General features: G+C 68.5%; 9 protein-coding genes. 3 read left to right on the top strand and 6 right to left on the bottom strand.

Annotation, left to right across the window (positions count from 1 at the left end; translation table 11 throughout):
* Nucleotides 1-295 precede the first annotated feature (295 nt).
* Nucleotides 296-2,065, bottom strand: coding sequence for a 2-isopropylmalate synthase (locus ON32_RS06290; RefSeq protein WP_040789520.1), 1,770 nt, complete (start codon nt 2,063-2,065; stop codon nt 296-298).
* A gap of 167 nt (nt 2,066-2,232) precedes the next feature.
* Here ON32_RS06290 and ON32_RS06285 point away from each other — a divergent pair, with 167 nt between their 5' ends.
* The 3 genes from ON32_RS06285 (at nt 2,233) to bla (ending at nt 4,945) form a co-directional block, all read left to right on the top strand.
* Complete coding sequence (locus tag ON32_RS06285) at nt 2,233-2,937, top strand: FadR/GntR family transcriptional regulator (RefSeq protein ID WP_051132925.1); 705 nt, start codon at nt 2,233-2,235, stop codon at nt 2,935-2,937.
* A gap of 70 nt (nt 2,938-3,007) precedes the next feature.
* On the top strand, nt 3,008-3,838 hold the full coding sequence (locus tag ON32_RS06280) for an ABC transporter ATP-binding protein (protein WP_040789518.1): 831 nt from the start codon (nt 3,008-3,010) through the stop codon (nt 3,836-3,838).
* A gap of 222 nt (nt 3,839-4,060) precedes the next feature.
* Nucleotides 4,061-4,945: a class A beta-lactamase gene (gene bla, locus ON32_RS06275; RefSeq protein ID WP_051132952.1), complete on the top strand. Its 885-nt coding sequence runs from the start codon at nt 4,061-4,063 to the stop codon at nt 4,943-4,945.
* A gap of 13 nt (nt 4,946-4,958) precedes the next feature.
* Here bla and proB read toward each other — a convergent pair whose 3' ends face one another.
* The 5 genes from proB to ON32_RS06250 all read right to left on the bottom strand — a co-directional run bounded on the left by proB (nt 4,959) and on the right by ON32_RS06250 (nt 12,538).
* Nucleotides 4,959-6,077, bottom strand: a complete 1,119-nt coding sequence (gene proB, locus ON32_RS06270; RefSeq protein ID WP_040789516.1) for a glutamate 5-kinase — start codon at nt 6,075-6,077, stop codon at nt 4,959-4,961.
* Between the two features lie 28 nt (nt 6,078-6,105).
* Entirely contained in the window at nt 6,106-7,575 is a 1,470-nt protein-coding gene (obgE, locus tag ON32_RS06265) for a GTPase ObgE (protein ID WP_040789514.1), read from the bottom strand.
* 143 nt (nt 7,576-7,718) lie between these two features.
* Nucleotides 7,719-7,985 carry a 50S ribosomal protein L27 gene (rpmA, locus tag ON32_RS06260; protein WP_040789513.1) on the bottom strand — a complete coding sequence of 89 codons (267 nt, stop codon included), beginning with the start codon at nt 7,983-7,985 and terminating at the stop codon, nt 7,719-7,721.
* Between the two features lie 43 nt (nt 7,986-8,028).
* The gene (rplU, locus tag ON32_RS06255; protein ID WP_040789512.1) at nt 8,029-8,340 is read right to left on the bottom strand and encodes a 50S ribosomal protein L21; all 312 of its coding nucleotides are present in this window, start codon (nt 8,338-8,340) and stop codon (nt 8,029-8,031) included.
* A gap of 319 nt (nt 8,341-8,659) precedes the next feature.
* Nucleotides 8,660-12,538: a translation initiation factor IF-2 N-terminal domain-containing protein gene (locus tag ON32_RS06250; protein WP_040789510.1), complete on the bottom strand. Its 3,879-nt coding sequence runs from the start codon at nt 12,536-12,538 to the stop codon at nt 8,660-8,662.
* Nucleotides 12,539-12,938 lie beyond the last annotated feature (400 nt).

The following is a 12,938-nucleotide window of genomic DNA, read 5'->3' as shown; positions in this document are numbered from 1 at the left end:
CCCAGGTGGCGCATTCTTCGGCCAAATCGGCCGGCCCTCCCCAGATCCAGGCCGGGCATTGCCCGTATCGTGACACCGTGGCGTTCGGCCGCCACGGCGATTCCGGCCATAACACCTACGACGCCCGGCCCGATTCGCGATCGTCGACATCCGAAATCGGCTCACGACTTCGATATTCGCACGGCACTTTCCGATGTATCCCCTGGAGCGCGCTTTTCGGCCGTTTCGAAATCCCGGGACCACGCCCGTTCACGCGCAGCCGGCGTGCGCGGGCGCGCTCATCGACGGGATCCTCTCAACCGACCGCGACGGCCGTCCGATTGGCCGCTCGGATCACCGCGTCCAGAGCGGACACTTCCTCGGATTCCCCTCGGCCGCAAGTCCATTCGACGGCACTTCCACGCCGATACTCCAGGTAGGTGATGGCATACCGCTCGGTCGCCGTGGCAACCGACTGCCGGGTCGCCTCCAGGATCTCGACCGGGTACCCGGCGGCGGCCAATGCCTCGGTGAGGGCGGCGACCGGATCGGCGCTCCGATAGGTGCCGACCCGAGTGGTCCCGTCGACCACGAGGGTGATTTCGGTGTCGCCGCCGGTGCTGCGCCGGTCCTTCAATACCACCGGCGCGTGATCGGGGGCATCGAGATAGGCCGAGTCGAACAGCTCCCGCAATTCGGCCGCGGTGATCTCCAGTCCCGTGCTGTCGGCATGGGACTGGACCTTACGGGCGAAATCGATCTGCAGCCGACGCGGCAATTCCAATCCGTACTCGGTGTGCAGCAGATAGGCGATACCCCCCTTGCCGGACTGGGAGTTCACCCGGATGACGGCCGCGTAGTCGCGACCGATATCGGCCGGGTCGATCGGCAGATAAGGCACCCGCCAATCGAGCTCACGTTCCGGTACGCCGGTGGCCGCGGATCGGGCGTGGTGCTCGGCCATCCCCTTCTTGATCGCGTCCTGGTGGGTACCGGAGAACGCCGTGTGCACGAGATCGCCGACATACGGGTGTCGGGCGTGGATCGGCAGCCGGGTGCAGTATTCGACGACGCGGCGGATCTCGTCGATATCGGAGAAGTCGATCATCGGGTCCACCCCCTGCGCATGCAGGTTCAACGCGAGCGTGGCGATATCGACATTGCCGGTGCGCTCGCCGTTGCCGAACACACAGCCCTCCACCCGTTCCGCTCCGGCCAGGAGCGCGAGCTCCGCGCAGGCGATACCGGTTCCACGGTCGTTGTGCGGGTGCACCGACAGGATCACGCTGTCGCGACGGCGCAGATTGCGATGCATGTATTCGATCTGGTCGGCGTACACGTTGGGGGTCGCGACCTCCACGGTGGCGGGCAGGTTCAGGATTACCGGCCGCTGCGGGTCGGCATCCCACAGTTCGGTCATGCGGTCACAGATATCCAGGACATAGTCCGGTTCGGTGAGGTTGAACACCTCCGGGGAGAACTCGAACCGGGTATTCGGCAGATCACCGGCGAGTTCGAGCACATCGCGGCCGCCGGCCAGGATCAGTTCTCGCACCCGGGCACGGTCCATGCCCAGCACCACCTCGCGCCAGGTGGGCGCGGTGGCGGTGTACAGGTGGATCACGACCTCGTTGCGCATCCCGCGCACCGCCGCGACGGTGCGTTCGATCAGTTCCCGCCGGGCAGGGGTGAACACCACGATCGTGACGTCGTCGGGGGCGAGATCGGTCTCGACGAGCAACCGGACGAAATCGAAGTCGGTTTGCGAGGCGGAGGGGTATCCGACCTCGATCTCCTTGTAGCCCATGGCAACCAGCAGTTCGAAGAAGCGCCGTTTGCGCTCGGGGTCCATGGGTTCGGCCAGGGCCTGATTACCGTCGCGCAGGTCGACGGGTACCCACAGCGGTGCGCGGGTGATTCGCGCGTGGGGCCATTCCCGGTCGAGCGACGGCACCTCCACCCGCTCGTGGACATTGCGGTAGCGGTGCGACGACATCTGTGAGTGCCGCTGCCGGTTCCAGGCGGGAGCGTCCGACGGAACCGCACCGGCGGGGGTGGCGATGGTTGGGAAAGCGCGTGTGCTCATGTTCTGTCCTCGGTCGGTGACAGCGATGGGCGACCGGCCGCGACAGGACCCCACGGCAGGGGGCCGGTCGGTCAGACCCCGCCGTGGCAGCCGAGGAGAAGCATGGTGCGCGTCATGGTGGCTAGAATGTAGCCGATCGAAACTCCTCAGACAAGCAGAGAGGTGATATGGCCACGCGCGGTATCGGACCCGACCCCGCACCCCCGGCTCGGGTACGTCGCCATCCACTCGCCGCCCAGGCCGCCGAACTCCTGCTGACACGGATTCGCGCCGGTGAGTGGCCACTCGGCCACCGGCTACCGGGCGAAACCACCCTCGCCGCGCAGCTGGGGGTGGGTCGCTCCACACTCCGCGAGGCCATTCGAGAACTTGCCGGCCGAGGTGTGCTCGACAGCCGACAGGGAGCGGGGGTGTTCGTCACCGCGCTGGACGTCCCCGACGACTGGGACACCCTGCTGCGCCGCGCCGGCATCGTCTCGGTGATCGAGGCCCGGATCGCCATCGAGTCCGAGGCGGCCGCCCTGGCCGCCGTCCGCCGCACCCCGGCCGATCTGCGGACGATCCGCCGCACCCTGGCCGGTCGGGCCGTCGCCGGCCTGTCCACCGCCGAACTCGTGGATGCCGATATGGCCTTCCACCGGGCGGTTGTCGCCGCCGCCCACAACGATGTGCTCACCCAGATTTTCGACACATTCCTGCCCCGCCTGCGGCCGGCCATGATCGACATGCTGAAAATCCGTCCCATGACCTCCGAATCGGCCGACCACGCCGCACATCGGGATCTTGCCGACGCGATCGCCCGCCGCGATCCCGCCGCGGCCGCCGAAGCCGGCCGCGGTCACCTGTCCGCCCTGAAAGAGGCACTCATCTGAGCGGCACACCCACCCACGCCGAACGTCGCCCGTGCGTTCGGAACCCGGACACCCCGAAGGAGATACACCCGTGAACACCGAACCGGTGCTGGAACTGACCGATGTGACGTTTCGCCGCGAGGGCAAACAGATCATCCACGGCATCTCCCTCACCGTGCGCGCCGGGGAACACTGGGCACTGCTCGGCCCGAACGGGGCAGGAAAGAGCACTCTGCTCGGTTTCTGCGGCGCCGTCACATTTCCCACCTCCGGTACGGTTCGCGTGCTCGGGCAACAACTGGGCCGAGTGGAACTACAGCGATTGCGCCGCGATATCGGCCATGTCAACCCGCGCCACCCACTAAGGACACCGCTGAGCGTGCGCGAAGTGGTGCTCACCGGAATCACCGCCACCATCGACCTCCCCCTGCGTTGGACCCCTACCCCGGACGACCTTCGCCGCGCCGACGACATGATCGCCACGGTCGGCCTGTCCGGTAAGGCCGATGCCCGCTGGCCCACCCTCTCCCAGGGGGAGCGCGGTCGCAGCCTGATCGCCCGCGCGCTCATCGCCGAACCACGGCTCCTGTTGTTCGACGAGCCGACAACCGGCCTGGACGTCGCCGCACGCGAACAGCTCCTGGAAACCGTCGACACCCTCGACGAAACCCACCCGGATGTCGCCTCCATCCTGGTCACCCACCATCTGGAGGAACTGCCGAGCACCACCACCCACGCACTGCTCATCGCCGACGGCCGCACCGTGGCATCGGGAACGGCCCGCGACACGCTCACCACCGACCATGTCACCACCGCCTTCGCCCATCCCGTCGAGGTCGGTTACGACCGAGGCCGGTGGACCGCCCGCGCGAAACCGGTGCACACCCGCACCCCGGGCCGAGGAGCCGCCGCCACCTCGTGAAAACCCGACCGGAGCCCGATCCGACCGGTCACCCATCGCTCGAACAGCTCGCCACTGAGCGCATTTCCCCGCTGTGAACTGCACCGATATCGGTCTCGACTCGTTTGCGGTGAGGTTGGATATTGGCCGCGGCCCGCTTGTGAATGCTGTGCTGTAGCGGTGAATCTCTCCGCATCTGCTCGATTTCTCCCCCTCGGCCGCCGTCGGCTCGTCGCTGTCGCACTGGCGGTGGCCACGCTCTCGACCGCCACCGCATGTGGTTCCGACCCCGAGACCACGGCCGCGACACAGACCACCACCCGGATCGTCGCGGACCAACCGTTCGCCGCGCTGGAAGCAGAACACGGCGCCCGACTGGGCGTATTCGCGGTCGACACCGCCGACGGCCGCAGCGTCGCCTATCGCGCCGGGGAACGGTTCCCGATGGCCTCCATGTTCAAGGGGTTGGCCTGCGGCGCCCTGCTACGCGAGCATCCCCTGGCGTCGGGATTCTTCGACCAGGTGATCCGTTATCCGCGGACCGACCTCGTCGAGTACTCACCGGTGACCGAGCAGCATGTCGATACCGGTATGACGGTCGCCGCTCTGTGCGAGGCCGCCATCACCCGATCCGACAACACCGCCGGCAACCAGATCCTGAAACTGCTCGACGGTCCGGCCGGCTTCACTGCCTTCCTCCGCACCCTCGGCGACGACGTCTCACGATTGGACCGTTGGGAAACCGAACTGAATACCGCGATCCCCGGTGACGAGCGCGACACCACCACACCCTCGGCGCTGGCCGCCGACTATCGCGCACTCGTCGTCGACGACGGTCTCGCCGAACCCGAACGCACCCGGCTGAGCTCATGGCTGATCGCCAACACCACCGGCGACAGCCGAATCCGGGCCGGTCTACCCGCCGACTGGACCGTCGGCGACAAAACCGGAAGCTCCGCCTACGGTTGCGCCCTCGACATCGCCGTCACCTGGCCGCCGGGACGGGCTCCGATCGTCATCGCCGTGCTCACCGCCAAATCCGAACAAGATGCGGAACCGGACAACGCCCTGGTGGCCGCCGCCGCCCGCACCGCCGTCGAAACGCTCGGAATCACCCCCGCCGGTTGATCCACGGCCGGCGCTACACCTTGACCAGGTCGTCGGCGTGAATCACCGGGCGCTGCATGGTGTCCGGGAGTTCGGCGGTGGATCGTCCGAGCATGGTCGACAATTCGGCCGCATCGTATTCGACCACTCCCCGGGCGACGACGCGGCCGTCCGGGGCGAGGAGATCGACGACATCGCCGCCGTGGAAACGGCCGCGCACACCGGTAATACCCGCCGCGAGCAGGGAGCGGCGACAGTTGGCCACCGCGGCGACCGCACCGTCATCGATATGGATGGCCCCTCGGCTGTCGGCCGCGTGTCGAACCCAGAACTTACGCGCAGACAACCGCACCGGGCGGGCCGCGAACGCGGTGCCCACGGTGCCGCTGCTCAAGGCGATATCGGCGGCCGCGGCCGCGGCGAGCAATACCGGGACTCCGGCATCGGCGGCCAGACGCGCGGCGGACAGTTTGGACGCCATTCCTCCGGTGCCCAGAACTCCCCCGCTACCGGCGATCACCCCGTCGAGGTCGGCGCTGGAACGGACCTCGGGAATGAAGTTGGCCCCACCCTTGCGCGGGTCCCCGTCGTAGAGGCCTGACACATCCGAGAGCAGAATCAGCGCATCGGCGCCGACGAGGTGGGCGACGAGCGCGGCCAACCGGTCGTTGTCGCCGAACCGGATCTCCTCGGTGGCGACGGTGTCGTTCTCGTTCACCACGGGCACAGCGCCGAGCGAGCGGAGCCGATCGAGGGTGCGTTGGGCATTGCGATGGTTCTCGCGCCGGGCGAAATCATCGGCGCTGAGCAGAACCTGCCCGACCGTCCTGCCGTAGCGGGCGAAGGAGGTCCCCCAGGCATGGGCGAGCGCCAACTGCCCCACGCTGGCCGCGGCCTGTTTGGTGGCCAGATCACGGGGGCGGCGGGTGAGACCGAGCGGGGCCAGGCCCGCACCGATCGCGCCGGAGGACACCACCACCACATCCGAACCCGCCCGCATCCGTGCCTCTACGGCGTCGACGAGCCGATCCAGGCGGGCGCGGTCCAGGCCGCCCTTCAAACTGGTGAGCGCGGACGAACCGATCTTCACCACCACTCGACGTGCCCCGGCGACGGCCTGCCGGGCGGCGCTGAGTTCCTGGGTTCCGGTCACGGCCGGTCCCCTGCTCCGCGGGTGCGTTTCACCTGCCTACTTCTCCGTTTTCCTCATCGGTTACCAGTCCACGCCGCACTCTCGAGGCATGTTTGCGTTCCGCCGCGCTCACCCGATCGGTCCGCTCCAACCGGACATCGGTGCCGCGGCCGGTGGGCACGATATCGACGCCCGCCGCGATCTGCGGTTCCCAGTCGAAGGTGACATCCCCGATGGTCACCGAGGCGCCCGGTTCGGCGCCCATCCGCACCAGTTCCTCCTCGACACCGAGACGGGCCAAACGATCGGCCAGGTATCCGACGGCCTCGTCGTTGTCGAATTGGGTCTGCCGCACCCACCGTTCGGGACGGGCGCCGCGGACGATGAAACCACCCGGCTCGTCGGGATCGGGGAGCACGGTGAAACCGCTGTCGTCCACCGCGACCGGGCGGATGACCGGCCGCTTCGGCGCGGCCTTGGGATGCTCGGCCCGATAGGTGCGAACCATTTCGGCCAGCGCGAAGGTCAGGGGGCGCAGACCGGCGCGGCTCACCGCCGAGATCTCGAAAACCGGCCAGCCGCGGGCGGCGAACTCGGGCCGCACCAGTTCGGCGAGTTCCGCGGCATCGGGCACATCGGTCTTGTTGAGGATCACCACGCGAGGACGATCGGCGAGCTCACCCAGTTCGCTGTCGGCGCTCAGGGCCGGTTTGTAGGCGGCGAGCTCGGCCTCGAGAGCGTCCACGTCGGAGATGGGGTCCCGGCCGGGCTCCAATGTCGCGCAGTCGACGACATGGGCGAGAACCGCACAGCGTTCCAGATGCCGCAGGAAGTCCAGACCGAGCCCCCGGCCCTCGCTCGCGCCGGGGATCAGGCCGGGCACATCGGCAATGGTGAAGGTGGTCTCCCCGGCGACCACCACACCGAGGTTCGGCACCAGGGTGGTGAACGGATAGTCGGCCACCTTCGGCTTGGCCGCCGACAACACCGACACCAGCGAGGACTTACCCGCCGACGGGAATCCGACCAGGCCGACATCGGCCACGGACTTCAGCTCGAGCACGACATCGCGTTCCTCGCCCTCCTCCCCGAGCAGCGCGAAACCGGGCGCCTTACGCGCCCGCGACACCAGGGCGGCATTGCCGAGACCACCGCGTCCGCCACGGGCCACCACGAAACGGTTACCGGCCCCGACCAGGTCCATCAGGACCTCCCCGTCGGAGTCGAGGACCACGGTGCCATCGGGCACCTTCAACACCAGATCCTCGCCCTGTTTACCATTCCGGTTCCCACCCTCGCCCGGTCGGCCGTTCCCGGCCCTGGCATGCGGATGGAAGTGGAAGTCGAGCAGTGTGTGCACACCGGTATCCACCTCCAACACCACATCGCCCCCACGGCCGCCGTTGCCGCCGTCGGGCCCACCGAGCGGTTTGAACTTCTCCCGGTGCACCGAAGCACACCCGTGCCCGCCCTTCCCGGCCCGCACCTGAAGTACGACACGGTCGATGAACTTGGCCATACGCCGAATCATCCTCCTTCGAGCGGGGGCCGGCGAAACCGCCGCCGTGGGCGCGGAATCACCGATCCATTGGGGCACGAACACGAAAAACGGGTCAGGGTGGTACACCCTGACCCGCTGGCTGTGGTGAAGTCGTCGGCCGGTCAGGCTTCGACCGGCTCCGGAACCACAATGTTGACGGTTTTGCGACCACGCTTGGTGCCGAACTCGACCGCACCCGCGGCCAGCGCGAACAGCGTGTCGTCGCCACCGCGGCCGACATTCACACCGGGGTGGAAGTGGGTACCACGCTGCCGCACCAGGATCTCCCCGGCCTTGACGGTCTGTCCCCCGAAACGCTTCACGCCGAGCCGCTTGGAATTGGAATCGCGGCCGTTCCGGGAGCTGGACGCACCCTTCTTATGTGCCATTGCTGATACTCCTTCAGCGCGGGCCGTGCAGCCCTGCGGGTCGTTACTTGATGCCGGTGACCTTCAGGACCGTCAGCGGCTGACGGTGACCCTGGCGCTTGTGGTAGCCGGTCTTGTTCTTGAACTTGTGGATCCGGATCTTCGGGCCCTTGGTCTGCTCGACCACCTCGGCCGATACCGATACCTTCGCCAGCTTGTCCGCATCGGTGGTCAGCTCGGCGCCGTCGACGACCAGCACCGGCGACAAGGCGACGGAAGCGCCCGGCTCACCTTCGATCTTCTCGACCTTCACCAGGTCACCGACCGCGACCTTGTACTGCTTTCCGCCGGTCTTGACGATCGCGTACGTTGCCATCGGTCGGCTGCCCTTCTTCCTCTAGTGCTCGGCACTCGCTCACGGCGGAAATCCGATTGGACCGGAAACCGCCGTACGACTGGTCTGGTAATCACCGCCGCCTCAGCACCTGGTGGCTCTCGGTATCGGGAACCGGCCACGGAACAGCACACTGCTGCCGCCGGGCAGCGACTGGCCAAGATTACAGGACACGAGCGTAGCCCTCCAAACCGGTCCCCGGTTTCGCCATACGAACCCGCGCCGCAGGACACCCTCGAGACGGAAACGAGACCCTCGGGTGACGAGGGTCTCGTTTTCCGCCCACCGGATTTCGGGCGAATCAGCTCTTCTCTTCCGCCGGTGGGCCCGCGGGTCGACCGGCACCTCGACGACGCGTCCGCTGCGCGGACGGTTGGACCTGCGTCACAGTCACATCGGACGTGAAATCGACGGCCGGGGCGGACGATTGTTCGGAGGCGGACAGGACGAACACCGCACCGCTGCTGTCCGGCGACGGCGCCGCGGCCGAACGCGCCACCCGGCGGCGGCGCGCCGGTCGGACGGCGGCATCCTCCGCACCCGAAGCCACGGCCACCGAATCCGCCGCGGGGGACGGCTCGGCGGTATCCGACGGTGTTCCCGTCGCCGCGGTGCCGTCGGCGGACTCGACGGCGGTCACGGCCGCCGTCTCGGCGTCGGCCGAGGCCTCCTCGACGGAAACCGTCTCGCTCGCTCCACCGTCCGATCGCGATATGCCGTGACCGACGGCCTCCACACTCACGACCGTCGCCTGGGCACCGGCGACCGGTGCCGCCGCCGGACGAGCCGCCCGACGCCGCGCCGGACGGGCCGGAGGCTCCACCGCCGCGGACACCGCATCGGCATCCCCGGCTCCGGCCGGAGCCGAACCGGTCGCGAGCGAAGTCGATTCCGTCGTGGTCGATTCCGTCGTGGCCGACTCCGCACCGCTCGGCTCGACCGCGGGAGAGACCTCCTCGACGGCGGCCGGAGTCGGTTCGTCACCGGTTGGTGCGGCCTCGACCGAGGTCGTCTCCGCACCGGTCACGGCGGTGGCCGAACCGGAGGCGTGCGGCGCGGATTCGAGGACGGTGGCCGAGTCGTCACCGGCTTCGACCTCGCTCACCGGCTCCGCTCCCACCACAGCCGTACGGCCGGCGACGGAATCCGGCGCGGCGGCCGAACGCACCACCCGACGTCGGCGGCGCTGCCGCGGCGGCGGCGGTTCGTCGCCCGCGGGACGATCCTGCGCCGGTCGGCCGTTCTCGGTGGACACTCCGTTGGATGTGGCGGTACCGGTCGCTCCACCGCTCGACGGTGCGGCAACGGCCTCTTCGACCACTCGCTCGTCGGCGAACCGAGCTTCCGCGCTCTCCGGCTCGGAACCGACCACCGTGTCACCGGTCTGCACGGCCTCTATGACCTCGGAGACGACCGCTTCCGACACCACCGCTTCCGCGGCGACCTCCGCGGTGTCCACCGACTCCGCGCTTCCCTCGGCCCGGCCGTCCGCCTCCTCCGCCTGATGCGCGGCCATGGCCAGCGCAACGGGATGCGCCCGTTTGACAGCGGCATCCTCACCGGTGGATTCGGTGACGGGCGCGGCGGGCGTCGCCGGCGCCGCGGACTTGTCCCGCCCCCGGCGCCGCCGCGAACCGGACTCCCGCCCCCGGCCGGCGCCGTCCTCGGCGGACGACGGCTCCACCGGATAACTGTGCACCACGATGCCGCGTCCGTGGCAGTGCTCGCAGGTGGTGGAGAACGCCTCCACCAGGCCGGTGCCCAGCTTCTTACGGGTCATCTGAACCAGACCGAGCGAGGTCACCTCGGAGACCTGGTGCCGAGTGCGGTCCCGGCCCAAGGCTTCGGTGAGCCGACGCAACACCAGGTCACGGTTGGATTCGAGCACCATATCGATGAAATCGACGACGATCATGCCGCCGATATCGCGCAGGCGCATCTGCCGCACGATCTCCTCGGCGGCCTCGAGATTGTTGCGGGTGACGGTCTCCTCCAGATTGCCGCCGCCGGAACCGGTGAACTTGCCGGTGTTGACGTCGATCACCGTCATCGCCTCGGTGCGGTCGATGACCAGGGTGCCGCCCGAGGGCAACCACACCTTGCGATCGAGGGCCTTGGCCAATTGCTCGTCGATCCGATAGGCCTCGAAGACGTCGACGCCGTTGTTCTCGTGCCGGATCACCCGGTCCAGCAGATCCGGCGCGACGGTGCCGATATAGCTCTGCACCGTGCTCCAGGAGCGTTCGCCCTCGATGACGAGTTTGGAGAAGTCCTCGTTGAACAGATCGCGCACGACCTTGACCAGCAGGTCGGGCTCCTCGTACAAGGTCTTGGGCGCGCCGGAGTCCTTCCCGGCGGCCTCCTTGATCTTGCGCCAGGTGGTCTGTAGTCGTTCGACGTCGCGGGTCAGTTCGGTCTCGCTGACCCCCTCGGCCGCGGTGCGAATGATCACCCCGGCGTCGTCGGGCACGATCTCGCGCAGAATCTCCTTGAGCCGTTTGCGCTCGGTATCGGGCAATTTGCGGCTGATACCGGTGGAGGTACCGCCCGGCACATACACCAGGAAGCGGCCGGCCAGGCTGATCTGGGTGGTGAGCCGGGCGCCCTTGTGTCCGACCGGGTCCTTGCTCACCTGGACCAGCACCTGGTCACCGGGCTTGAGCGCCTGCTCGATCTTGCGTTCCTTACCGCCGAGCCCGGCGGCCTCCCAGTCGACCTCACCGGCGTAGAGCACCCCGTTGCGACCACGGCCGATATCGACGAACGCCGCCTCCATACTGGGCAGCACGTTCTGTACCTTGCCGAGGTAGACATTGCCCACCATCGAGGCCGACCCGGTGCTGGTGACGAAGTGCTCGACCAGGATGTTGTCCTCGAGCACGGCGACCTGGGTGGCGGTGGGATGCCCGGGGAACGCCTTCTCCCGAACCACCATCACGCGATCCACCGATTCGCGCCGAGCCAGGAACTCCGATTCGGTGAGGATCGGCGGCCGCCGCCGGCCGGCCTCGCGCCCATCGCGACGACGCTGCCGTTTGGCCTCCAACCTGGTGGAACCCGCAATGCCCTGAACTTCGTCGACCACCGCGCGACCCCGGCTCTTGTTCCGCGGTTCGCGCTCGTGCACGACGGTATTGGGCGGATCGTCGTCGGCGGGTTCGGTCTCCCCGGATTCGCCCGCCTTACGGCGCCGCCGTCGGCGACGACGTCGACTCGGGGTGCCCTCGTTCGGCTCGGCGCTCGCACCGGTCTCGGTATCGCCGGACTCGTCCTGTTCCGTGGTCTCGGTATCGGCGGGTTCGGCCGATCGCTCCTCGACGGTCTCGGTGTCCGTCGCGGGTTCGCCCGACTCGGCGGCCGAGCCTTCCTGCTCGGTACCGGTCTCGTTCTCGGTGTGCTGCTCACCCCGTCCTCGGCCACGTCCGCGCCGCCCCCGGCGACGACGACGCGGCTGTTCCTCGCCGGCGGCCTGTTCCTCGGTCCTGCCCTCGGCGACGGTTTCGTCCTCGGTATCGGTGCCGGTCGGCTCCTCGGACCGGTTGGTGGCCCGCTCGGCGCGCCGCCTGCGTCGCAATTCCTCGGCGACCTTGGTGTCCGGGGGCAAGAACAGCGGGGCCGCGACGGCCGTTTCGAAGACGACCGGCTCGGCGACCGTCGGCTCCTCCGGCACCGGACTGGCGAACAGGCCGGCCGGGGCGGTGAACGGAGCGGTGAAGGTGGGTGTGCTGTGCGCCGCGGCCTGGGGCACCGCCTCGGCGGCTTCCGGCGAGGCGGACTCGGCTTCGGCGGCGGATTCGTCCTCGGCGGCCGCCGGGGTGGGCGTCTGCGCGTCGGTCACGGTCTCCGGTATCTGCCCGGACCCACCGCCGGGCTTCGGGACCACGGCCTCGGTATGCCGACCAGGTTCCTCTCCGCCGGGCGTCGCAGCGCCCGCCGGGGATTCGCCGGCATCGGGCGGCGAGGGTATCGGTGGGGTTCGCAGCGAATCACGGACGGTCTCGGCAACCGACCGCTCCACATTCGATTGCGGACTACGGGCCTCGGACCCCAGCTCGCTGAGTTTGGCGAGGATCCGTTTGCTCGTCACCCCCAGTCGCTTGGCCAGTGCATGAACTCGGATTCGCTCCGGCAATTGATCGACATCCTGTGATGTTGTGTCCAGCGGCTCTTGATCGGCCACGAAGTCTCCTCGGACCCCCGGGCGCGTCCCTCGAAGAGTGACGCGGCCGTCGCGGGGGCGCTTTCCGTCCGCCTCGCGCGGTTGCGCGAGAACAATGGTCTCGCCCCGCGTGCCCGGTCGTCTCTGTCGAACCTCGGTCGGGCCAACTGGGCACGCGGCGCCTGGCTATGGCTGAACTCCGCGGCACGTGCGCTCATCCAGCGCGCCGAGGCGGACGACGGCCCAGTATCCCGGCTATCGATCCGCGGCAGCGATGGCGGCATCGCCCCGCAAAGTGTCATCCGATCGCGACCGTTACCGATCGCAACCACTTGCCAGTATCCCACACAGTGCGCCCGATGTTCGCCACCGGCGCTGTGGACCACCCGCCCATCGGGGTGTAACCGAGCGAATGAAAGGC

It is taken from the genome of Nocardia paucivorans NBRC 100373 (genome assembly GCF_000308675.1).
GTDB lineage: Bacteria > Actinomycetota > Actinomycetes > Mycobacteriales > Mycobacteriaceae > Nocardia > Nocardia paucivorans.
The sequence above is the reverse complement of the archived record's forward strand: the minus strand, read 5'-3'. Positions and strand labels throughout refer to the sequence as shown.

Bases quoted from the DNA above. Each gene is read 5' to 3' on its own strand.
- ON32_RS06290 (WP_040789520.1), bottom strand. From the start codon at position 2,065: ATGAGCACACGCGCTTTCCCAACCATCGCCACCCCCGCCGGTGCGGTT.
- ON32_RS06285 (WP_051132925.1), top strand. From the start codon at position 2,233: ATGGCCACGCGCGGTATCGGACCCGACCCCGCACCCCCGGCTCGGGTA.
- obgE (WP_040789514.1), bottom strand. From the start codon at position 7,575: ATGGCCAAGTTCATCGACCGTGTCGTACTTCAGGTGCGGGCCGGGAAG.
- rpmA (WP_040789513.1), bottom strand. From the start codon at position 7,985: ATGGCACATAAGAAGGGTGCGTCCAGCTCCCGGAACGGCCGCGATTCC.
- rplU (WP_040789512.1), bottom strand. From the start codon at position 8,340: ATGGCAACGTACGCGATCGTCAAGACCGGCGGAAAGCAGTACAAGGTC.